At 67.9% G+C, this 23,512-nt stretch carries 15 protein-coding genes; 7 read left to right on the forward strand and 8 right to left on the reverse strand.

What is annotated here, in order from left to right:
- The first annotated feature begins 159 nt into the window (after nt 1-159).
- Nucleotides 160-4,428, forward strand: a complete 4,269-nt coding sequence (locus tag ACSRUE_RS24000; RefSeq protein ID WP_441293044.1) for an RHS repeat-associated core domain-containing protein — start codon at nt 160-162, stop codon at nt 4,426-4,428.
- 21 nt (nt 4,429-4,449) lie between these two features.
- Entirely contained in the window at nt 4,450-6,951 is a 2,502-nt protein-coding gene (locus ACSRUE_RS24005) for a hypothetical protein (RefSeq protein ID WP_441285625.1), read from the forward strand.
- A gap of 22 nt (nt 6,952-6,973) precedes the next feature.
- Here ACSRUE_RS24005 and ACSRUE_RS24010 read toward each other — a convergent pair whose 3' ends face one another.
- The 4 genes from ACSRUE_RS24010 to ACSRUE_RS24025 form a co-directional block, all read right to left on the reverse strand.
- Nucleotides 6,974-7,150: a hypothetical protein gene (locus ACSRUE_RS24010; RefSeq protein WP_441285626.1), complete on the reverse strand. Its 177-nt coding sequence runs from the start codon at nt 7,148-7,150 to the stop codon at nt 6,974-6,976.
- 237 nt (nt 7,151-7,387) lie between these two features.
- Nucleotides 7,388-7,969, reverse strand: a complete 582-nt coding sequence (locus tag ACSRUE_RS24015) for a hypothetical protein (RefSeq protein ID WP_441285627.1) — start codon at nt 7,967-7,969, stop codon at nt 7,388-7,390.
- Entirely contained in the window at nt 7,966-8,685 is a 720-nt protein-coding gene (locus ACSRUE_RS24020) for a PD-(D/E)XK nuclease family protein (RefSeq protein WP_441285628.1), read from the reverse strand. Before ACSRUE_RS24020 ends, ACSRUE_RS24015 begins: the two co-directional genes overlap by 4 nt.
- A gap of 109 nt (nt 8,686-8,794) precedes the next feature.
- On the reverse strand, nt 8,795-11,929 hold the full coding sequence (locus ACSRUE_RS24025) for a type I restriction endonuclease subunit R (protein WP_441285629.1): 3,135 nt from the start codon (nt 11,927-11,929) through the stop codon (nt 8,795-8,797).
- Nucleotides 11,930-12,262: 333 nt separating this feature from the next.
- Here ACSRUE_RS24025 and ACSRUE_RS24030 point away from each other — a divergent pair.
- A protein-coding gene (locus tag ACSRUE_RS24030; RefSeq protein ID WP_441285630.1) for an IS5 family transposase occupies nt 12,263-13,065 on the forward strand; the annotation gives its coding sequence in 2 pieces (ribosomal slippage) (nt 12,263-12,587 and nt 12,587-13,065; 804 coding nt in all).
- Between the two features lie 1,064 nt (nt 13,066-14,129).
- Here ACSRUE_RS24030 and ACSRUE_RS24035 read toward each other — a convergent pair.
- Nucleotides 14,130-15,653: a type I restriction-modification system subunit M gene (locus tag ACSRUE_RS24035; RefSeq protein ID WP_441293122.1), complete on the reverse strand. Its 1,524-nt coding sequence runs from the start codon at nt 15,651-15,653 to the stop codon at nt 14,130-14,132.
- A 565-nt stretch (nt 15,654-16,218) separates the two neighbouring features.
- Nucleotides 16,219-16,509, reverse strand: coding sequence for a helix-turn-helix domain-containing protein (locus tag ACSRUE_RS24040; RefSeq protein WP_441285631.1), 291 nt, complete (start codon nt 16,507-16,509; stop codon nt 16,219-16,221).
- 292 nt (nt 16,510-16,801) lie between these two features.
- On the opposite strand from ACSRUE_RS24040, the gene ACSRUE_RS24045 reads away from it, so the two are divergent.
- Together ACSRUE_RS24045 and ACSRUE_RS24050 are read left to right on the forward strand one after the other, a co-directional pair.
- Entirely contained in the window at nt 16,802-17,419 is a 618-nt protein-coding gene (locus tag ACSRUE_RS24045) for a JAB domain-containing protein (RefSeq protein WP_441285632.1), read from the forward strand.
- Between the two features lie 269 nt (nt 17,420-17,688).
- On the forward strand, nt 17,689-18,525 hold the full coding sequence (locus tag ACSRUE_RS24050) for a hypothetical protein (protein ID WP_441285633.1): 837 nt from the start codon (nt 17,689-17,691) through the stop codon (nt 18,523-18,525).
- 878 nt (nt 18,526-19,403) lie between these two features.
- Here ACSRUE_RS24050 and ACSRUE_RS24055 read toward each other — a convergent pair.
- On the reverse strand, nt 19,404-19,733 hold the full coding sequence (locus ACSRUE_RS24055; RefSeq protein ID WP_441285634.1) for a DUF6968 family protein: 330 nt from the start codon (nt 19,731-19,733) through the stop codon (nt 19,404-19,406).
- 1,271 nt (nt 19,734-21,004) lie between these two features.
- Between ACSRUE_RS24055 and ACSRUE_RS24060 the strand changes: the two genes are divergently transcribed.
- Nucleotides 21,005-21,427 (forward strand): DUF6531 domain-containing protein, encoded by a 423-nt coding sequence (locus ACSRUE_RS24060; RefSeq protein WP_441293123.1) that lies wholly within the window; start codon nt 21,005-21,007, stop codon nt 21,425-21,427.
- A gap of 31 nt (nt 21,428-21,458) precedes the next feature.
- Complete coding sequence (locus tag ACSRUE_RS24065; RefSeq protein ID WP_441285635.1) at nt 21,459-22,289, forward strand: RHS repeat-associated core domain-containing protein; 831 nt, start codon at nt 21,459-21,461, stop codon at nt 22,287-22,289.
- 9 nt (nt 22,290-22,298) lie between these two features.
- Here the strand turns inward: ACSRUE_RS24065 and ACSRUE_RS24070 are convergent, their stop codons facing one another.
- Nucleotides 22,299-23,276, reverse strand: coding sequence for a hypothetical protein (locus ACSRUE_RS24070; RefSeq protein WP_441285636.1), 978 nt, complete (start codon nt 23,274-23,276; stop codon nt 22,299-22,301).
- Nucleotides 23,277-23,512: the final 236 nt, after the last annotated feature.

Raw genomic sequence — 23,512 nt, forward strand, 5'->3', positions numbered from 1 at the left:
AACCGGACGCGTGCCAGTTCCGGACCGAGGATCCGCGGTGGGTGAAGCCTTGCGGCTCCGGTTTGCGCGCCGGCGGGTGGTTTGACGCACGGTGCGTGCTGCCGTAAGTGGGAGCGCATGCGCACGGCACCTGTCCCCAACATCCCTGCGATTCCTGGGATGAATCCCGGCGTTTTCGTCCTAGGCGGCGGCGGCGGCGGAGGGGGCAGTGGCGGCAAGGGCGGCAAGGGCGGCAAGGGCAACCAGAAGGCCAAGGGTAAGAACGGCGGCAAGGGCACGGGTGGCGGCGGCAAGGGGGCGTGCGGGAATGGGACCGGTGATCCTAATGGCGGCTCATGCCCGAAGCACCACAAAGGCAAGAAGAGCGGCAAGGCCTCCAAGGGCGATCCGGTCGATGTCGTCACGGGAAACGTCTTCACGAATCCCGTGCTCGACGTCGATCTGCCGGGCCCGCTCCCGCTCGAAATCGCGCGTGCCTACTACTCGACGTCGACCGAGCGCGACGTCGGCCTCGGCTTGGGGTGGTGCCACTCGCTGGCGTGGGACATCGAGATCGGCCGGCGATCCATCACAGTGTGGAGCGACCAGGGCCTCGGCCTGGAGTTCGATCTCATCGAGGAGGGCGAAGGCACGACAGGGCCCGAAGGGATGGTTCTCGTGCGCGGCGCAAAGGGCTTCGTGCTCGACACCGGTGAGGGCAGGTGGCTTGTATTCGAGGCGCGCCATGAGGAGCGATGGCTCCTGTCGGCCATCCGCGATACCTTCGACCAGACCATCTCACTCGTCTACGCCGGCGGGCGGCTCGCTGAGGTGCACGACAGCGTCGGCCGGGTCGTCAGGGTTCGCCGCGACCACGACGGCCGCATCGCCGCGTGGGAGCTGAAGAACGCGCCGGAACAGGGCCGCTGGGTCGCCCTCGGCCGCTTCGTCTACGACGAGCGCGGCAACCTGATCGAGGCGCGCGACGCGGAGGATTACGTCACCCGGTACGCCTACGACGAAGACCACTTCTTGCTCGCACATAGCTCGCCCGTCGGCCTCACCTTCCATTTCCGTTACGACGAGCAGAAGCGCTGCGTCGAGACGTGGGGAGCGTACGAAGGCACCGAGGACAGGAGCCTCTCGGCCGACGTTCCCGCGCTCCTGGCCGACGGCGAGACCCGTGCGAAAGGCATCTATCATTGCAAGTTCATTTACGATGGGAACGGCTACTCCGAGGCGATCGACTCCATCACCATTCATCGGTACTTCGGGAACGAGCACGGCAAGCTTGACAAGGCCGTCTCGGCTGGCGCGGTGGTCCAGCGCCGGTATGACGAGGGCGGGAATCTCGTCGCGTACACCGACTCGCTCGGCGCGACGACCCAGTGGAGGCTGGACCCCCGCGGCCGCGTGCTTCAGGAGATCGACCCGCTCGGCCGCTCGACGACTTACGAGCGCGATGCGGACGGGCACATCCGCCGGAGAGTCGACGCCGCTGGCGGAGTGACCAGCGTGGTGCGCTTTGCCGGAGGTATCGCCTGGACCGATCCGATCGGCGCGTCGTTCGAGAGCCGCTTCGACAACCGTGGTCTCGTCGTGGAGACCATCGGTCCAAACGGGGGACGCACTCAGTACCGCCACGACAGCCACGGCAACTTGGTGGAGAAGGTCGACGCGCTCGGTCACGTCACCCGCTGGGCTTACGACTACTGGGGCCGGTGCACGGCCAAGCAGGACGCGACCGGTGCTACGTTTTACTACGCCTACAGTGTGCGGGGCGATCTGCTCTCCGAGCGCAAGCCGGACGGCAGCGTTGTCCGGTACGAGTACGACGGCATCCGGCAGCGGACGAGCGTGATGGGCGAGAACGGGCGCATCACACGCTATGTGCACGGCGGGTTCCGCAAGCTCTGCGAGATTCACGAGGCGGACGGGTCGACGACGCGGATGAAGTACGACCGGGAGGGCCGGCTTGTGGAAGTGATCAACCCGAAGGGAGAGGTCCACTCCATCAAGTTGAATCTAGCCGGCATGGTCCTCTCCGAGCGTACGTTCGACGGCCGGCAGCTGCATTACAAGTACGACTCCGAGGGCCGGCTCATCATGGCCGAGAACGGGCTCCGCCAGAAGACCTGGTACGAGTACGATCTGGCGGGCCAGCTCATCGAGCAACGCTACGACGATGATCGGGTAGAGAAATTCGAGTACGACGAGCTCGGTCGGGTTGTGTGGGCGGAGGGGCCGAGCGGCGTATTCGAGTACAAGCGGAACGCGCTGGGGTGGGTCGTGCGCGAGAGCCAGACGGTCAACGGGCAGACCGTCGTTATCGACGTCGAGCGCGATCTCGTTGGGAACGTCGTACGGCGCTCGACGTCGCTCGGCCACTCCCAGGTCTGGGACCGCGACATCATGGGTCAGTGCACGCGCGCTGTGCTCGACGAATTCGAGGAAATTCAGCCGATCCACGACGTGCTCGGCCGCGAGGTCGCGCGCCTTTTGCCCGCCGGCGGCCGGATTGACGCGGCCTACGACGAGCGTGATCGTCTCGTGCAGCGCCGCGTGACCACGGCGAGCAGACCCACGCTGGGGCAGCCTGCATGGCAGGCTGCTCCAGCCGGAGCGCCGACCGTGGAGCAGGCGTACCGGTACTCTCCGGCTTCCGAGCTCCTGGAGGCGTACGATCGTGCCTTCGGCTCGCGGCGCTTCGAGCACGACGCCGTGGGGCGCCTGGTCGCCGCCGGCACCGACGAGCGGAACATCGAGCGCTTCGCCTACGACGCAACCGGAAACCTGTACGAGCGGTATGGCGTCGAGCGGCAATACGGGCAGGGCGATCGTCTCGTGCAGCGCGGTGGCAAGCGCTACACCTGGGACGACGACGCTCGCCTCGTTCAGGTGCGCGCTGCCGCGGGCGACGGCGAGCACACCGTCCGCTATTGCTGGGCAGCGAACGGCCTGCTCGAGGCCGTGGAGCGCTCAGACGGCGTGCGCATCACCTTCGCCTACGATCCGTTCGCCCGGCGGGTCCAGAAGACGGTGGTCCGTGTCTCGCCGGGCGCCCAGCCGTCCGTTGAATCGACCACGCGGTACGTATGGGACGGCGATGCGCTCGTGCACGAGATCACGCAGCGCATGATCGGCCACGGCGCCCCGATCGTGGAAGAGCGGACGTACTGCTACGACGACAGGGGCTTCCCGTGGGCGCACAAGGATGCGCGCGTCGAGCGTGGGCATCGAACGGCGAGCGGCTATTACCATTACCTGACCGACGATATCGGCACGCCGGAGAAGCTGGTGTCGTCCGACGGGTCGGTTGCCTGCGAGATCCGGCGGAGCGCCTGGGGACGGTTCGCGGTCGCGCCCGGCGCCGTCACCAGCACACCGATCGGCTATCAGGGCCAGTATCACGATGAAGAGACCGGCCTGTTTTACAATCGGCACCGGTACTATGATCCCGAGGCTGGGCGCTACATCAGCGCCGATCCCGTGGGGTTGATCTCGGGATTCAACGCCTTTGCCTACGCCGAAAGTCAGCCTACACGATTCGTCGATCCGCTAGGATTGATGGCCAAGGTCAAGATCTGGGATCAACCGGGGGCCGACGGGAGGAAGGAAATCCGGGGTTATTCCGAAGGCCAGCCACGACCACCGCATGAACCCGGCAAACCGCGCGATGCGCAGGGAAACCCGAAGTACGACCCCGCCATTCAGGAGGCGGTCGACAACGCGAAGGGCAAGTTCACCGAGGAGGATCCGAAGACCGGGAAACCGAAGGATCCTAGCAAGGAGAGGCTCCCGAACACAGCGGGCAAGTGTGCCGAGATCGAGGCGCTCGATCGGCAGGCGAAGGAGATCCGAGGCGACCTTCAGAAGAAGCCCGGGTGGGACAAGCTCTCGAAAGAGGAGCAGAACGCCAAGGTCCGCAACGAGCTGCGCGAGCAGTATCGGAAGGGAGCGAAGATCCAAGCCTCCGACAAGGACGGGAACCCGATCCCGCCGTGCAAGTTTTGCGCGCAGGTGTTCCGCGAGCTTGGCATTCACCCGGACAATATCAACGCGGATCCGAACAAGGACGTCAAAAGGGGCAAGGCGCAGCCAAAGGCCACTGGCGGTGTGTACCACGATAATGCGCCGTGGGACGGCAAGAAAGTGCATGGCCAGGGGAGCCCCAGGACGGAGGCGTCGGAGACAGCCGTCGTGCCTCGTACTGACGGAGACGGCAAGCAGGTCACGCAGAGAGACCCGAGGACCGGAAAGAACCAGGGGGTGTACTACCCGCCGGAAAATCCGCCCCCGGGCGGCTATCCGCCGGAAGGACCCAAGGGCGCCTGGCCGGGGCCGGGAGACGGCGGTGGCGGCGGAGGAGGGGGCTCCGGCGGCAATCCATATTATGACGAGCAGGGCAACTACATCGGCCCGCGTGACAAGCACCAGCGGAAGAAGTAGGCGCGCGGGAGGCGACCGCCCATGGAGATCTCGGCATGCAAGAATGTGCTGGCGCGCTCGGTCGACGAGTGGCGCCTCGCGGACCGGTCGTTCGAAGAGGCCGAAGCCGAGCGGGCGCGCGCCGAGGCGATGGTACGGCAGCTCCGCGCGAGGGAGATCGCGGAGCGGGCGTCCTGGGCTGAGAGGGCGATCCCCTTCAGTCTGCGCGCCAAGGCGCTGGAGTTCGGGCTGTGGAGCGCAGAGGAAGCGATCGAGCGGCTCCGGTGCGTGGACTTCGCAAGCCGTCACGCGTTCGTCCTCCACCACCTTGGGGTATTCCCCGACGCCTCGCTCGGCGCCGTGCTCGCGCTCATCGGGCGGCCTCAGCTCGGCGATGGATCGGGATGGTTCGTCGACGAGGCGGCGGTGGTCGCGGTCGCTCTGCGGCTCGCGCGTGCCGGACAGCACGACGCCGCGCTCGACGCGTTCCGCGCGCTGAGCGCGCGCCGCGGGGAGGCGCTACGATCGTGCGCGCCGTATCTCTCCGAGGCGGCGCTCGTGCGCGCCATCTCGGAGATCGAGGCGTGGCTCCCGGGGGCGGAGCCGGTCGTGGCGTTCCTCGTGGGGTGCGATTTCCTGCCGCTCGTGCCGGCCCGAGATCGCGAGCGGGCGCGCGCCGAGATCGTCCGGCTGCGCGCGGCCCTGGAGGCCGGAGGGGCGGAGGAGGGGTCGCCCGGCGGGTTCTGGTCGCGCAAGCGCGCGGCGCACGCCTTCGTGAGCGCAGGGATGCTCGAGGCATCGGAGGCCGAGTGCCAGGGGCTCGAGGACGTCGATGATTTGCTGTCCGTGGCGCGCGAGCACCCGGGCGAGTCGCGCGCGCGGCTCGCGCGGCTCGCGCTAGAGCGGGCCCGGACGAGCCGGTATTTGCCCGCGGCGCTCGCGGACGTCGTGGCGGTGTGTCCGGCGCTCGCGGACGAGGCGATCGCGTGCGCGCGCGGCCAGGTGGATCCGATCGTGGGTGCAGACGCCCTCCTGCGCGTCGCGGAGCACCTCGGAGAGCCGCGTGTATCGGCGCTTTTCCACGAGGCGTTTCGCCGGATAGAGCCGCTCGGCGACGCCGTCTCGGACGCGCTCGAGTGGGTTGCGGACTGGGCAGTGGACCACGGACCATCGCTCACGGAGGGCGAACGCGCGGCGCTGGGCGGGCGCATGGCGCAAGCGGCGACGGCGGCCGAAGAGCGTGGGACGACGCCGCCCGTCGAAGCGGAGGAGTCGCGGCTTGGGCGGCTGCTGTTCGGTCCCAAGCACGCAGCGGTGATCGTCACGGATCGAGGCTTCGGCAGGGTGCTGGACTTCGCCGAGCACCACGCGGCTGGCGACGAATTTGCGCTTGTGATGGCGTTCGCGCGCACGCTCCAGGGCGAGCGGCGCGCCCGGCTCGCGCGGGCATTGCTGCAGAGCGGCGAGGAGCTCTACGACTCCCCCGGATTCGCCGAGCTGTTCTCCCCCGAGGAGCAACGGGAGCACCTGCGGGCGGCGCTCGCGCGCTATGAGCGGCCGGTCAGCGTGGAAATTCTTTACACGCTCGAGCGCGCCGCGCAGCTCGCCGACGGCGCGCCGCGCGGCGTTCTCCTCTCACTCTACCTCGACGACGTGCGTGCGCGCGCCGGGCGTGTGCGGCTGAGGGGGATCTACACCGCGGCGACGCTCGCCGAGGGCGACCGGCGCGCGACGCTCATCGAAGAGACGCTTGCCGCGGTGGAAGGGGGCGACGACCTCGACGAAAAGGATCGTGTCGAGGCGATCGCGGCGGTGTTGCCGCTGGTGCCAGCGGAGCGTGCCGTGTCGCTCGCTGGGAGGGTGCTCGACGCGGTTGCGGAAGGCCAAATCGGCAGGACGCAGGCGGGCGATCGGCTGATGGCCATTCCCGACCCCGTGTGGGCCATGCTGCCCGCGTCCCGGTGGGAGCCGGGATTGCGCTGGGCGCTGGAGGAAGGGGCGGAGTTCTTCGAGTGGACGTCCTGGATGCAGAAGACGTTGCCGCGCGAGGTGCGCGCGATGCTCGAAGCGCAGCTTGAGGCGGCCCCGTCCTCGCGCGCGGGCGACCCTGCGGAGTGTCCGAGCGACGCCCCGGCGGACGGCGGAGGGGGAGGAGGGGAACTGTCGCCCGACGAGCGGCTCCGCGGCTGGGCTCGCGTGGCGGTGTCGCTGTCCGAGGCCGAGCGCGCGGCCAGCGCGTCGGAGATCGAAGCCGCTGTGCGAGCGATCCTGGCGCTGGTGGACGTGGAGGACGGCGTGCTCTGCGACACCCTGGCGAGCCTGCCCGACGCCGCGCTCCGGGCGATCTGGTCGGCGCGCGCACGCGCCGACGCGTGGCGACGCACCATCGACATCAGCGATCCCGCCCTCTTCGCCTATCTGCCGTCGGAGCACTACCTCCACGCGGACGCCGTCCTCCAGCTCATCTTGCGGCTCGGCGGCGCCTCGGCGCTCTGCGACTTTGGGCGCATGCTCGTCGGCCTTCAACACAAGTCCTCTGCTTGATGCCCCCGATCCGGAGGCCAGATCAGTGCGCGGGTGGCTCACGCACGCTCATGATCAGATCGATAGAGCTCTGCACCTGCGCCAGCCGCTCCGTAGGGGAAAGGCTGAGCATCCAGCGGACGAGGGAGCGGTCCACGCCGTTCTCGTCGTAGGGGCTCTCGTCCCGCTCCTCGGCGGGAGGCTCCAGAGGCTCGGGCATGCTCCGAACCTAGCATGCGGGGGCCCGCAAGTTGCGGGCACCCTGCTTCGGGTCGACCTGCCCGGTTTCCAGTCGTCCCGGAGCAGCGAACCAAGCCGGCGTTGCTGCCCTGAGCTAGCGCGTCGGGCATGGCGAGCTTCACCAGGTTCGGCTGGCGAGCCGGCATGGCCCCAGCCTCGGGCAGCTTCGCTGCCGGTCGCGTGACACCTCTACCGCATGGTCCAGGGGCACCTGCGCTCAGCCCGCCAGTACGCCCCGGATCCGCGGCTCGAACTCCCTCCAGAAGAACCGCACCGACTCGACGAGCTGTGTCCGGTAGGGCGCGAGGTTCTCCCAGTACTCCCCCGTTGCCACCTCGTAGCGGTAGGCGGGCCACCAAGGGCTGGTGACGAGCTTGTGCGGCTTGATGAGGTCGGCCGCTGCAAACGCATCCTTGAGCTTCCTTGACAGATCCCTACCGTCGGCGAGACCGATATTCACCCGCACCCCCGTGTACGCGCAGTCAGGAGAGGTCGCGAAGTTGAGCCGGCTCTTCTTGTTCCACTCCAGACCGATCCCGACCTTCGGCACGGATTCACCCTCGCTCGACCCGAACCATTGTCGTGAAAACACGAGGACCTTCGGCCAGTCTCCTTCCAGATCCATGTGAACGCCGGTGTCGGGAGAAAGCTGCGGGGCGAGCCCGGCGATGTCATCTGCGCACGAGCACAGAAACGAGTGTGTGAGCTGGGCGACGGACGGCCCAAGGGCGGCCCACTTCTCGATAAGTGCCTGATGTCGAAGATAGAATACGGCACGAGGCTCGTCGATGCGGTTCATTGGAACTGCCTCTTCAGGGTTGCGAGATAGTTGGACGCCACCTCTCGCCCATGGGTCGTAACGCCATTCCACGGCGGGCGTACCAGCGCGTCATGCAGCATCGAGGCGATGTCGGCATAGCTCATCTTCTGGAAGGCTTCCTGCGCGCTGCCCGTGGCGGTCTCGGGTGCCCGTCCCGAGGGCGACAGGAAGACGAACAATGCGCCAGCCTCTCGCCCAAAGCTCTCGAAAAGTCGGTCGCATTGGCGAGGTTGTTCACCCGCGTCGACCTTGTTCTCGATCACGAGGCAGAGCCCAGGCGCGCTGACAACGATATCGGCGCGGGCGTCGCCCCGGCTCACTTCGAGCGCCGGGCGGGCGAGATGCAGCTCGGACGTGGGCGGAGCCGACGCGCAGCGGCGGAGCAAGGCCTCGAGAAAGCCGGAGCCGAGGCCGTGGCGGCCCTGGGGATCGAGAAGCCACGCCAGCAGGGCGGAATGGTACAGCTCCCTTCGGCCAACCCCGAGGATGCTCAGCGTGTCGTCCGGTCCGCCGACCCAGGCGCCATCACGCAGGAGCGCATCGTGCTCGGCACGGAGCTCGGCGACGGTCGCCTCCCATGCAGCGACCTCCGCCGCTTCGTTCTTCCGCTCTTCCGCCAGGATGGTGCGCCACTCGGCGGCGAGGGGGGCGATCTGCACCTCGTCCGCTTCAAGGCCTGGGGCGAGGCTTGTCATCGATCTCCTCCACCAGCATCGCTCGCTGGGCAGCCAGAACCGCGCGCGGGACGCCGCGAATTGGTGATGCCGTTCCTACCCGGCGCCTGCCCCCGGCCGAGCTCGCCGCTCACGCCGCCCACTCCAACGCGAGTAGCTCGGCCTGCTTCAGCACCGTATCGACCGCCTTCTCCGTCTTGTCCGGCGGATAGCCGAACTTCTTCAGCTTGCGGCGCACGAGGGTGCGGAGCCTCGCCCGCACCGTCTCCTTCACGGCCCAGTCGATGGTCACCGAGTTGCGGATGGTCTCGGTCAGCTCGCGGGCGATCTGCGCGAGCACCGCGTCGCCGAGGACCTTCACGGCCGAGTCGTTCGCCTCCAGGGCGTCGTAGAAGGCCAGCTCGGCGTCGTTGAGCTTCAGGTCTTCGCCGCGCTGCTGGGCGGACTTCATCTCCTTCGCGATCCGGATCAGCTCCTCGATCACCTGCGCCGTCTCGACGGCCCGGTTGCGGTACCGAGCGACGGTCCTCTCCAGCTTCTCGGAGAACGCCTCCGACTGGACCAGGTTGGTGCGCTTCCGGACCTTCAGCTCGTCGTGCAGGAGCTTCCGCAGGAGCTCGAGGGCGAGGTTCTTGTGCTGCATCGCGTTCACGTCGGCGAGGAACTCCTCCGACAGGATGGAGATGTCCGGCCGCTTGAGCCCTGCGGCGGCGAACACGTCGAACACGCCGTCCGTCGAGATGGCCTTCGACACGATCTGGCGGATCGCCAGCTCGACGTCGGCCTCCGACTTGCCCGAAGCCGACAGCGACGTCTTCACGACGGCGGCCTTCACGGCCTGGTAGAACGCCACCTCGTCACGGATGGCCAAGGCTTCCTCGTGCGGCACCGAGAGCGCGAACGCCTTGCTCAGCTCCGTCACGGCCTTCACGAGCCGGTCGCGCCCGCCTTCGAGCGCGAAGATGTGCTCCTGGGCGACCGGCAGGAGCATGAGCCGCTCGATCGGCGAGCCGTTCACGAACGCCATGACGTCGAAGCCGTGGAACAGGTCGCGACAGATCTCGACCTTCTCCAGCATGACCGGCACCGCCTCGTCCTGAACCTGGGCGGCGTCGCCCTTGCCGCCGCTCTCGGTGTACGTGTCGAGCGCCTTGCGCAGGCTCTCGGCGAGGCCCAGGTAGTCGACGACCAGCCCGCCCGGCTTGTCGCGGAACACGCGGTTCACGCGAGCGATGGCCTGCATGAGGCCGTGTCCCTGCATCGGCTTGTCCACGTAGAGCGTGTGCAGGCAGGGTGCGTCGAACCCCGTGAGCCACATGTCGCGCACGACGACGACTTTGAGGGGATCGTTCGGGTCCTTCAGCCGGTCGGCGAGGTCGCGGAGGCGTGCCTTGTTGCGGATGTGCTGCTGCCAGGGCAGCGGGTCGGACGCCGAGCCGGTCATCACGACCTTGATGGCGCCCTTGTCGTCGTCCGGGTCGTGCCAGTCGGGCCGGAGCGCGACGAGCGCGGCGTACATGTCCACGCAGATGCGGCGCGACATGCAGACCACCATCGCCTTGCCGGCCATCGTCTCGATCCTTGCATCGAAGTGCCGGACCAGGTCCTCGGCGATCATCTTCACGCGCTTCTCCGCGCCGACGACGGCCTCCAGCGCGGCCCACCTCGACTTGAGCCGTTCTTTCCTCGACTCCTCTTCTTGCTCGGTGACCTCCTCGAACTCGTCGTCGATGACCTTCTTGAGATCGTCGTTCAGATCGAGCTTCGCGATGCGGCTCTCGTAGTAGATCGGGACCGTCGCCCCGTCCTCGACCGCGCGCTGGATGTCGTAGACCGAGATGTAGTCGCCGAAGACGGCGCGCGTGTTCTTGTCGATCGCATCGACGGGCGTGCCGGTGAAGCCGATGAACGACGCGTTCGGCAGGGCGTCGCGCATGTGCTGCGCGAAGCCGGGCACGAGGTAGCCGCCCTCCTTCGTCTTGACGAGCTTGCTCTTGAATCCGTACTGGCTGCGGTGCGCCTCGTCGGCGATGACGACCACGTTCCGTCGATCGGAGAGCTGGGGGAACCTGTCGCCCTTCTCCTCGGGCAGGAACTTCTGGACGGTCGTGAAGACGACGCCGCCGGCCGCCACCTCCAGCAGCTCGCGCAGGTGGCTGCGGTCGCGTGCCTGGACCGGCTTCTGTCGGAGCAACTCGTGGCAGCGCCCGAAGGTCCCGAAGAGCTGGTCGTCGAGGTCGTTGCGGTCCGTGATGACCACGAGCGTGGGGTTCTCCATGGCCGGGTCCAGCACGACCTTGCCCGCGTAGAAGGTCATGGTCAGCGACTTGCCCGAGCCCTGCGTGTGCCAGACGACGCCGACCTTGCGGTCGCCGCCGGGGCGCGTGGCGCGGACCGTCTCGTCGACGGCCGTGCGCACGGCGTGGAACTGGTGGTAGCCGGCGATCTTCTTCAGGACCTCGTCGCGGTCTTCCTCGAACACGACGAAGTTGCGGGCGAGGTCGAGGAGGCGCGCCCGATCAAAGACGCCCTCGAGCAGCGTGACCAGCTCCAGGGTGCCCGGCGCAGCCACGGCGCTGCCGTCGACCGTGCGCCAGGGGCCGAAGCGTTCCCAGGAGGACGTGAGGGTTCCGAGGCGCGCCGTCACCCCGTCCGAGACGACGAGCAGCTCGTTGTAGACGAAGAGCGACGGGATCTGCGCCTTGTAGGTCTGGAGCTGGTTGAACGCGCCCTGGACCGTCGCGTTCTCGTCGGAGGCGCTCTTGAGCTCGACGACGGCGAGGGGGATGCCGTTCACGAAGACGACGATGTCGGGGCGGCGGTGGTTGTGCTGGCCCTCGATGACGGTGAGCTGGTTGACGACGAGGTATTCGTTCTCCTCGATGTCGTCGAAGTCGAAGAGGCGGAGGCGTTCGCCGCGGATCTCGCCACCGGTTGTCGCGATCTCGATCTCGACGCCATCGCGGAGCAGGCGGTGGAATCGGCGGTTGTTCTGGAGAAGGGAGGGGGCTTCCGGGACGAGGATCTTGCGGAGCGCCTCGTGGATAGCGGTCTGCGGGACGCCGGGGTTGAGGCGGCGGAGCGCCTCGTCGAATCGGCCGCGAAGGACGACGTCGGCGTAGGTGGCGCGCTCGGCGGCGGGCTCGTCGGGGGCGATATCCGGGCCGTGGAGGCACTCGTATCCGAGGCGGGCGAAGGTCTGGAGGGCGAGCTCCTCGACGGCCGACTCGGTCACGGCGGGGACGCCGGCGGCGGAGGGGCTCACAGGGAGGCCTCGGTGAGCTTCTCGGCGTCGCGAACACGGAGTTCGCCGGAGAGGAGGGCGTCTCGGAGAGCGGTTAGCGTCGCACTTTCTGCATTGTTTGCCTGGATGCGCAAATCCAAAGGTTCCGCTGTCTTACAGAAACGCGCTTGGATGCTTTGATGAGGATCAAGGAGAGGAACCTGCCCGAGAATTTGGGTATTCAAATTCGGCATCGTTGCACCGACAGCTCGCGCAGCGATCCAGCTTCGGATGCTCGGAAGATCTAAGAGCACCTAACAAAAGCCCGTTCACCCCGCTTGCTTGAGGGAAGCCGATGGTGCGGCAGAATACAGCGTGGGCAAGCTGTTGGTGCCGGACGAACTCTGGGAACGAATCGTACCTCTATTGCCGAAAACGGAGCCGAAGCCGCAGGGGGGCCGGCCGCGTACGCCTGATCGGATCGCGCTGACCGGTATCTTGTTCGTGCTCAAGACCGGGATCCCTTGGGAGTATCTCCCGCAAGAGCTCGGCTGCAGCGGCATGACGTGCTGGCGCAGGTTGCGCGACTGGCAGCAGGCTGGCGTCTGGGATCGGCTCCACGAGGTCTTGCTCGATGAGCTCGGCGAAGCCGATAGGATCAACTGGGAGCGTGCTGCGCTGGATGCCTCGCTGGTTCCGGCAAAAAGGGGGGTGAAAAAACTGGCCCGAACCCCACGGATCGCGGCCGGCCGGGCACGAAATATCACCTTCTGGTCGATCAGAATGGTATCCCGCTCGCCGTCGAGATGACGCCGGCGAACGTCCATGACTCGAGGATGTTCACTCCTATGGTGGACGCGGTGCCGCCGATCGCGCGTCCTTGCGGCCGACCGCGGCGCCGCCCCAAGAAACTGCATGCCGATAAGGCCTACGACGACCCGGCCCTGCGGTTGGCTTGTCATCTGCGCCACATCGTGCCCCGCATCGCTCGCAAGGGCATCGAGTCGTCGGAGAAACTCGGCCGTTACCGCTGGGTCGTCGAACGGACGATCGCTTGGCTCCGGCGCTTCCGGCGCTTGACCGTGCGGTATGAGCGCCGTGCCGACATTCACCGAGCGTTCCTCCTGCTCGCCGTATGCCTGATCTGCCTCAACTATATCCCGACGGGCTTTTGTTAGGCGCTCTAAGTACAGCGATAGAAAAAGCGGAAGCAAACCGCTTCCTGGTCGAATGCGAAGGCAGCCGGTTCCGCATAACCAGCCCTCCTCCGTGCGACCAATAAGCGCATGCTTCTCGACATCGCCACGGCGACTATATACCAGGTCTCCAATCCGCAGAACGTGACGCTGGAGCCGCTCGACCTTCGCCGGCCCGACACGCGCTATCCCCGAGCTACTGATCCTACGGCTTGCGATGTTTGTCGGCATGACTACGGGCGTTCCCGACTCCCGGTAGTCGCTCGCATGCAGTTGGCTACCGAAGGGACCTGTCTGAATGTCACCGCCCCCTTCATCAACAATCATCGCCAGGGGACGGGAGCGCCATCCCTTCGGAATCTGCCCCATCTCCGATTCCTCGAAGCTGTTGGGGAAAGTCGCCGCGGTCTCCGCGTCCATCCCAGCGGGAGCCCGCCCCTCCATCTTCGCCCGTACCGGGTCGAAGTCGACGAACCAGCTCTTGAAGAGCGCCCGCGCCATTGTCTCCAGCGTCGCGGTCATTCGCCGGTTCAACTCGATCTTGTCGTCGAGGGAGCCGAGGACGGCGGCAATGGCGTCCTGTTGCATGCGAGAAGGAAGCTGCACTGGTAAGTCGCGGAGCGTTCCAAGGTTGATTTTTTTGAGTAACGCTACCCTGGAGCCGTGCACTGAGCCACCCGATCGCAGAAGGAGATTTTAGGCAGTAATCAATAAATCGATGGTTTACGTGGTTCAGTAGGGGGATGACGCCGACGTCGCGAGATACGTTTGCTCCCGCGAGTTGGGAGGGGACGATGGCCGTGTGTCCTGGTTCGGCAATTAGATTTATTACAATTTCGCCGCCCTTTAGAATTGTCCGGCGAAATTGATCGCTTACCTCATGTGTGACCCGTTTCTCGTTGTCGAATTCGATGCGTCCGTTGCGAATGTCTCCGCCCCTGATAACCGGTACCCCTCCAGGAACAAAATCGCCAACCTTGACGATGCCGTATGTGATGCCTCGCTCGGGATCACATAGTTCGCCAAGTGTCTTGGATGGGAAACGGTCAGGCATGAACCAGCCTCTTCATTGCGTTCCGAATGGTGCGCTCCAGCCTCGACCCCTCGGCAAATTGTGCTTCTAGCTTCGCCATCAACTGCGAAAACCGCTCCTCGAACGGCTCCTCCTCCTCATCCTCCACATCTTCCGCGCCGACGTAGCGTCCCGGCGTCAGCACATGCTGGTGCGCGCGCACCTCGTCCAGCGTGGCGCTGTTGCAGAACCCCGCAACGTTCTCGTACTTCCCCGCGCCCGCGCCCTTGTCTCCGCGCCATGCGTGGTACGTCCCCGCGATGCGTGCAACATCCTCGTCGGTTAGCTCACGCTGCGTCCGATCAATCATCCGCCCCAGCTTGCGGGCATCAATGAACAGGATCTGTTCCTGTCGGTCGCGAAACCGCCCGTTCTTCTTGTCGCGCGCAAGAAACCAGAAGCACACGGGGATCTGGGTCGAGTAGAAGAGCTGCCCCGGCAACGCAACCATGCAATCGACGAGGTCCGCCTCGATGATCGCCTTCCGGATCTCCCCCTCGCCGGACTGGTTCGACGACATCGATCCGTTCGCCAGCACGAACCCGGCCTGACCCGCCGGCGCGAGGTGATGGATGAAGTGCTGGACCCACGCGAAGTTCGCGCTGCTGGCAGGCGGTGTGCCGTACTTCCACCGCGCATCCTCTTTCAGGCGCTCCTGCCCCCAGTCCTTCGCGTTGAATGGCGGGTTCGCCAGGATGTAGTCGGCCTTCAGGTCTTTGTGCAGGTCCCGGTGGAACGTGTCGGCGTTCTCCGGCCCGAGGTTCGCTTCGATGCCGCGAATGGCCAGGTTCATCTTGGCGAGGCGCCACGTGGTCGGGTTCGACTCCTGCCCGTAGACGCTGATGTCGCCGACGCGCCCCCCGTGCTCCTCGATGAACTTCTCGGACTGCACGAACATCCCGCCCGACCCGCAGCACGGGTCGTAGACGCGGCCCTTGTACGGCGCGAGCATCTCGACGAGGAGGCGCACGACCGAGCCGGGCGTGTAGAACTGCCCGCCCTTTTTGCCCTCGGCGAGCGCGAACTCGCTCAGGAAGTACTCGTACACCCGGCCGAGGATGTCCTTCGACCTGTTCTGCCGGGACCCGAGGCCGATGGTCCCGATGAGGTCGACCAGCTCGCCGAGCCGCTGCTTGTCAAGCTGGGGGCGGCCGTAGTTCTTCGGAAGCACGCCCTTCAGCGACGGGTTGTCGCGCTCGATGGCGACCATCGCATCGTCGATGAGCTGGCCGATCTTGGCCTGCTTCGCGTTGGCCTGGACTGCGGCCCAGCGAGCCTCCTTCGGGACCCAGAAGACGCGCTCGGCGCGGTACTCGTCCCGATCCTCGGGGTCGGCGCCCTCGTCGACCTGCGCGGAGAGCCGCTGGTGCAGCTCGTCGAAGGCGTCGCTGATGTACTTGAGGAAGATGAGCCCGAGGACGACGTGCTTGTACTCGGCCGCGTCCATGTTGTTCCGCAGCTTGTCGGCGGCCTGGAACAGCTTGCGCTCGAAGCCCAGGTCGCCGCCGCCGCGCCCTTCGGCTTGCCCGCCGTCGCCGTTCGCCGTCTTCCCGTTGGCCCTGACGGCAGCCTTCCCGCTGGCCTCCGCGGCGCCCTTTCCGTTTGCCCTCTCGGCCGCCCTCGGCTTCGGCCCCGGCGCCGCCTGCTCGAACGGCAGCGCGCGCTGCGCCTCGGCCACCGCGCTCGCGGTCTTGCCGAGCAGCCGGTCGACGATCGGCGCCTTCTCCTTGCCGTGATCGTCGAGGCCGAGCTTGCGGCAGAGGTCCTTCAGCCGGTCGCGGGGGTAGCCGAGGAGGACCTCAAACAGGTCGGCGCTGCGGGCCTGGACGATGGCGTCGATGAGCTGATCGCGGACGCGGCGGTCGCTGACAGGGAGGTCGAAGCGGGCCACCGCGGCCAGGAGCTCGTCCCGGGTGAGATGGGTGAGAAGGTCTCGTTTGGTCGGCATGCGGTGCGAGCAGATTACGCCTGCGCCGAATGAGCGATCAACGCCGAGCGCTGCACGTAAGGCCGTGCGGGCGCTGGATTTCTAGCGAGGATGTCAGCGCATGGCCGCTGCCGGCCTACCTCGACGGCGGCGGCTTCGCCCGCGTGCTGCGCGGCCTCCCGCGCGTCACCTCCGGCAGCACGGCGCGGCGCAGCAGGACGCCTGGCTCGACGCCGAGCGCGTCGGCGAGCCGGACCAGCACCACGACCCCGACGTTCGTCTTCCCCCGTTCGACGCGCTGCAGGAACCCCGTGCTGATGTCCGCCGCCTCGGAGAGCGCCTCCTGGCTCAGGCCCAGGCGCACACGGAGGCGATGCACGTTGGCTCCGATGTACTCGAGCACCACGTCCGCGTGATCGCGCTCCATGCGCCGGGCCTACCTTCGGGCGCGCCACGAAAACACAATCTATACATTGTGTTGTATTGACCGCGTCGGAGCGCGCTCGGTAAGCTGCGAGGCGCACAAAGAAGTGCAGCCCGCGGGCGCGCCAACGCCCCGGGCTGCGTGGCCGAACCCCGAACACAACGAGGTCCGACGTGTTGATCGTTCGCATACTCCCCGATCCCGGGCAAAGTCCCCGTTCCTTCGAGCCCCGCCGCCGCCGCGCTCACCAGGCGCTCGCGCCGGTGGACCGCCCTCCTTCATGCGGAGGTGCTCGATGAAGCCCGCTCCCATCGACGTCCCCTCGATGCCCGACGCGGCCCTGCTGGATCTCCTGCTCGGCCTGCCCGACGCGGGCCGCCGCGCGCTCCCGGCCGAGGACCTCCCGGCGCTCGCCCGCCTTTCCCCCGTCGCGCTGGCGGAGCGCGCCGAGGTCGCCCTCCAGGCGGCGACCCGCCTCGCGGCCGCCTTCGAGCTCGGGCGGCGCCTTCACGCCGCGCGCTCGCGCCGCTCGCAGCGCCTGCGGCGCCCGCGCGACGTCGCCCGCTTCTTCCACGCGACGCTCGCGCCGCTCGTCCACGAGGAGGTCTGGATCGTCGCGCTCGACGTGCACGACCGCGCCCGCGGCGCCCGCATGATCAGCCGCGGCGGCCTCCTCTCCGCGTCCGTGCGCCCCGCCGATGTCCTCCGCGCGGCCCTCGAGCTCGGCGCCGTCACGTTCGTGATGGCCCACAACCACCCGGGCGGCGACCCCGCGCCGTCCGCGGACGACGTGCTGCTCACCCAGGAGATCGAGCACGCCGCCCACCTGATCGACGTACCCCTTCGCGACCACGTCATCGTGACCCCTGCCGGGCGCTATTCCTCCGTCTTCCGGACTGGCTCGCCCCGCTGAACCAAGGCTCCTGGCAAAGCGGCGCGTCAGCCGCGTTTGCCAGAACAGTGCCAACCCCGCTATCCCCTCAACATCCCTCGACCTTCTCACCCTCTCTCTCCCCGCCATCGCCCCCGGACAGCAGGAATTCGACACCGCACCTTCCTCTTCAAATCGCCCTCCCCTCAAAATATCCCTGGACAACCCTCTTCATTCCATCGATAGCTCACGATGGCCCGTCTGGCATTCCAGCGCAATCCCGCGCTCCTGCCGCGGACGAGGGTGATCTCATGAGCAAATACACCGCATCGGAAGTGATCCAGCTCCCCCGCTTCACGGCCGTGGGGGCGATGGCGCTCGGCGAGCAGCTGCTCACGGCGGCGAAGCCGGCGGAGAAGCAGCTCGTGAAGGGCGTCGCGCGGGTGCTCGCCACGCTGGCGTCACGCCACGACGACCTCGCGTCGGCGCTGCGCGATCAGGTGTCGCTGTCGGAGGGAGGGGAGGCGAGCGAGGATGCGGTCCAGTGCGATCGCGTCCTCGACAATTGCTGGAGCGGTCTCCACGACTTCCTGACGGCGTACACCAAGCTGCCGTCCGGCGCGCCCGAGGCCGCCGAGGCGAGCTCGCTGAAGGCGGCCATCTTCACCGGAGGGCTCAAGTTCCTCCAGCTCACGTATGTCCTGGAGTGGTCCGAGAGCGAGCTCCGGGTCCAGCGCATCCGCAAGAGCGGCCTCGACGCGCGCATCGAGGCGCTCGGCGGCAAGCGCTTCCTCTCCGCGCTGGAGGCCGCGCACATCGCGTACGGCAAGGCGCTCGGCGTCACCGCGCCCGCGGCCACGGCCGCGGCGGCGCCGCCCAGCGTGCGCGACGCGCTCGCCGCCTTCACCGAGGCGCTGCGCGCCTACGTGATCAAGGTGATGGGATCCGTCGAGCCGGACGAGCCGGAGACGCAGGAGCTCGCCGACAGGCTGCTCGCGCCGCTCGCGAGCTGGAGCGTCGGGTCGAGCGGCCGCGGCGCGCCCCGGAAGAACGACAAGCCCGAGGGCGACACGGCGGCGCTCGCCCCGCCCGTCGTTCCCCTCCAGCCCGGCGCGCCGACGGCCGCGCCCGCGCCCGCCGATAGCTGATCCCGGCTGCCCGGCGTGCACCGCCGGCGCCGCGATCTCCTCCCGCCTCGTCCCCTCCTCGTGACCCCGACCCGGGGCCAAGCCCTCGCGGACCCCTCCGTACGCTCCGGACGGCGTGGCCGTCGTCGCCGCGGCCGTGCCATCCGGGTCCACCGGCCCATCCCGGAGCGGCCGGCGCCGCACCCTGTGCCACCTCGGCCTAGGTCTGTGCCAAGTCAGGGGGGGTCCGACACTGGCTCAACCGCAATGCATTGCGACACACCGGGGTCCGGACCCCTCCGCGGTGCTCCGCGGAGCGTCTCACCGGGGTCAATTTGTGTCAAAAGGCGCTGTCCAACTCGTTTTTCTGTGCCATTGACCCCCGGATCCGCAGCGGATTGTGCCAGATCGAGGGGTCCGGCACCCTCCGGACCGCAATGCAGAGCGCCTGCCGGGGTGCCGGACCCCCTTCGGACCGCAACGCAGAGAGCCCGCGGGGGCGCCGGACCCCTCCGGATCGCAGCGCAGAGCGGCCGCTGGCCGACCGCCCAGCGCCTGGGCGTCCTCAAGGCCCGACCCAGGTTGAGGCACCGCCACCGCCGCCGCCCCGCCGCCGCCCACCGAGGTTGAGGTTCCCGGAGGTTCCCGCGAGGCTCGACCCAGGTTGAGGCACCGCCACCGCCGCCGAGGCCCGACCCAGGTTGAGGCACCGCCACCGCCGCCGAGGCCCGACCCAGGTTGAGGCACCGCCGGCACCGCCACCCCTGCCGCCGCCGCCCACCCACCGAGGTTGAGGTTCCCCCTGCCGCCGCCGCCCACCCACCGAGGTTGAGGTTCCCGGCGCGAAGGACATCGAGGAGCGCGTCAGTGAGCTCGGCCACGGCTCCAGTGCACCGCGCTCACGGCGCCGACGACCCAGCTTTCGGCCTCGTTAGTTTGAACGCTGGGAACCCGAGCCACTCGTCACCCAGCCACGATATCCGGCCCACGTCCTCGTATTTGACGAGCATTGACGGAATCAAGAAGAGCGCGCTGTAGAGCGCCTGGAATGCGTCGATGCCGACTCCATGGGATTTGTCGGTGTCCCCCGCACCGTCGACCTCCACGTCAGCTTCCCAGCACATCACGGATGGCCTGTGCTCTGGCGCCCAAAGTCGCACGTGGATGAGTTCTTCGGTACCGTTCGGAAGTGTCAGCACGAGGGTGCGCTCCGCGATGAGGTCCGGCATGACGCCCAGGTAGCGCTCGCGTCGTTGATGTCAAGCGCACGTGCTCAGCAGGAGCTTAGGCATCGCTGCATTCCAATCTTGCGCGCTTTTTCGCAGATGCTCAACGGGAGCCTGATCTGGTGCTCTTCACAGTACAGCTGCCATCGCGATACGAGCGCCATGCATGCCGTGGGGCAACTGGAGCGGCACTTTGCCTTGCCTGCCCCTCGACCTTCGCTGCTCTCTCCCAAGCAATGGGCCGTTTCTCCAGGCGTAAAGAGCGTGTCTTGCATCGCCGCTCCACACATGAGCCTCCAGAAATCCGCCCCCTCGTCGACTGCATCTTCACACCTGCCACGTGTCGCGAGGACCTCGCCGTCCTCTAGGGTCTCCTCCTCCAATACTGGTTCCGGTCCGGTCAACGGATCAACTGTACACGCCGTAGCAAAACAAAAACTGAGAGCTGCGGTGATGGCGTTGAGAGCTCGCATGCCATGTCCTGTTGCGACGCGTGTGCCTGGCTCAAGTGTGCTGCCGAAGCGCGCCCATAAACACAAACCATCTCGGATTCTCAAGCTTCAAAATGAATGTGGTTGAACAGTCGTAACCCCGCCGAACGGCTTAAGGGCGCAAGGCGGTAGGTCTTGGACCTAGGCGTCTGTTGGTGGCGGAACGCCCCCGGGTGGAGGTGTCCGTCAACCAATCGGGCGCCCAACGTGGGCAACCCGCCGCGGCCAGAGAGGGGCCCCGAGCTCGCTCACAGCCGTCTCGACGCCAGGCGCGCCGAGCTCGGCAAGGAGGCTCGCCTGCACCACCCAGCGGCAGCGTGGACGCGCTCAGTGGCACCGGGAGTGAGTCATGTCGGCCGCGCGGAGCTCGCGCACGCGGGCGGCCTCGTTGCGGCACGCGCGGAGCTACGAGGGAGGGACGAGCAGGCCGCCGCGGCGGGGGTTGGTCGGGCTCACGGGTGCTCGTCGGCGGGCACCTGTAGACGGCCACCCCGATCCCGGCGGCGCGCGCCGGCGCAGGAGGCACCGACCCAGGTTGAGGTGCTGCCGGACGCGCCGCAAGGCGGCTCACGTCATGCCCTGACCCGCCTGCGCGGCCATCGCTGCCCAGCACGGCGGCTTCCCTCGCATGTCTTCCATGTGCGACCATCTCACCACCATGGGCAAGGTCACCGCGCTCCACATGGACACCATCACCGAGAAATCCGGATCGAGCTCGGAATGGCCGGCATTACCGGCAGCATGGGGCAGATGAATAAGTCGATCACTGTCGGCGCGGGCGCGATGGCGAGCGGCGCGGGCGGCAGCGCCGGGGGAGGGGGCGGCGGCGCAGGCGGGCCGGGCGGGGGCGGGCCGCAGGGCGCCGGCAATGGCGGTGGAGGCGGCGGCGGGAGCAATCAGGGGGCAGGGCCGCCCAGCCCCCCGGCGCCCCCGGGTACGGAGGGGCAGGCAGCCGGTGGCCACCCCATCGACGTCGTAACAGGCACGCTGTTCACAGAGCCTGTCGTCGACTTCCAGCTCCCGGGCTTCTTATGGGTCACGCTGATCCGACACTACAGGACCTCGTCGGTCGCGTTCGACGCCGGCATAGCGACTCGCGGAGCTCGGCGACGACGGCCGGAGCACGTTCTTCCTCTGGGACGACGAGGCGCTCGTCGAGGAGGTCGATTCGAGTCATCTGCGCTCGGTAAGGCGTGTCTTCGATGACGACGGCTTCACGCCGCTCGCCGAGCGCACCGTGGAGGGAGAGTGGCGCCTCATTGCCACGGACCTGACCGCGACGCCCTGGCTCTACGCGGCGCCGAGCGGCGAGCTCGCCGACGTCGACCTGTCAGCGTGGGGCCGCGTCGCGCGCTCGAGCGGCGCGATCGGCACGCTGCGCTTCGCTGGGCACCGCGCCGATCCGCGGACGGGCCTGCATTACAACCGGTTCCGGTACTACGACCCTGACCTCGGCGTCTATCTCACGCCAGACCCGCTCGGCTTTCCGGCCTCGTTTCAGGACATCGGGTTACTGCCGAACGCGACCTTCCACCTCGACCCGCTCGGGCTCGTCGTCATCATCCAGGGGAGCAACGACAAGGTCATCAACGACTCGGTGGCCATGTACCAGAAGCAGTATCCCGGAGCGACGGTGATTCAGGGACACCAGCTGCCGAGCGCGAACCTCGCCGGTGAAGATCACGTGATCGTGGTTTCCCACGGCGATCCAGGCTCGATCGAGTGGAACGGCAAGAAGAAGAGCATCGGGGGCAGGGAGCTCGGCAAGCAGCTCAACGCCGCCGGATTCAACGGCGCGGCGCCCGGCGCCAAGGTCGACGTCGCCTCCTGCAACGGCGCCACCAAGCCGCTCTTCGGGCCGAGCATGGCGCAGGGGGTGGCCGACATGACGCTCGCGCCGACCTCGGGCGCCAAGGCGGACAGCCGTGTCGGCGCCTACCTCGGCTCCGACGCGATCACAGGGAAGATCGTCCCCTCGTATGGCGCGACGATCACCAAACCCGGCCCCCCGGTCCACGAGAAGGTGATCAAGGGCTCATGGACCACGGTGGATCCGCGGCCCTTCTAGGAGCCGCGCTCACCCAGGCTCCACAGGAACGAACGCCGCGCCCGACTGCAGCCACGCGGCGAAGTACGGCGCCGGCGCGCCGGCGCGCCGCAGCGCGAGCAAGAACGGTCCGTCGCACACGAGCTCGCGCCCGCGGCGACGGCGGCTCTTCATGCCGAGCGCGAGCGCCTCGGACACGAGCCGCGCTCCGTGCTCGTCGACGTCGAGCTCCAGCGTCTGGCACGCGGCGACGAGGACGCGATCCCCCGGCACGATGGGCTTGCCGACGAGCTCGTCGAAGGACGCATCGACGCGCAGCGACACGACCGGGACCTGGAAGATGTCGTCGTCCTGCAGCGAGGTCTGCCCCCACAGACGAGCCCAGCGGCCAGGCCCACGATCGACCGCGCCGAGCGCGTCGTGCGTCGCCTCCGCGAGCGTCGACCAGCCTCCACGGCGAGCGACGACGACCGACGCGCCGCCGCGGCCGCGGAGCTCGATGACGAAATCGCCCGGCGACTCGTAACGGTGTACGGTCGCGGCGCCCGCATAGGCGCTCGCCCCGGCGCCGCCCCAGTGGCCGAAGCACTGCACGCGGCTCCCCAGGAACGAGAGCCCCGCGGAGCGATCGCGGACAAAGGGCCGCTCGAATGCAACCCTGGTCCGCAGCAAGGCGAACGCCACGAGAGCGTGCGCCGGCACGCTCTGCGGCAATAGCCGCGTCTGCGCATCACCGAACCGGCGAGCCAGCTCGGCACGGATCGCTGCGACCGCCGCATCACCCTCTCCTGCGCAGGCGAAGGACTCCGCCGGATCCACGGCGCCGGCGGCGACGGCAGCTGCGCGGCCCAGCGCCCGCGAGAGCTCCGTGGGCTCGACCAGCACGTCCTCGGATCCGAGCTGCCGCTGGAGCTCCGCCCACGCGAGCGCGAACGTCGCACAGTGGACGAGGTCACGGTCGATCGGCAGCGCGTGCTCGAGCGTCGGCGTCACCAGGGGGGCGGTCATGAGCTGCTCGCCGTGCACTGTACGTCGATCAGGAGGAAATCGGCACCTGGGATCGCTGACACGCGGCGATCGTCGCGGCGGGCGTCGACTGCGGCCCCGTGAGCGAGAACGGCCGCGGTGTGATGTTCTATTTCAAGGCGCCCGGCGACATCCTCATCGAGGTGAGCTGCCGGCGCCGCCCGCTCCCGGCGGCGCGCGCCGGCGGTTGACAGCGGCGCGCCGGCGATTGACGGCGA

It is taken from the genome of Sorangium sp. KYC3313, from assembly GCF_052075895.1.
In the GTDB taxonomy this organism is placed as follows: domain Bacteria; phylum Myxococcota_A; class Polyangia; order Polyangiales; family Polyangiaceae; genus Sorangium; species Sorangium cellulosum_B.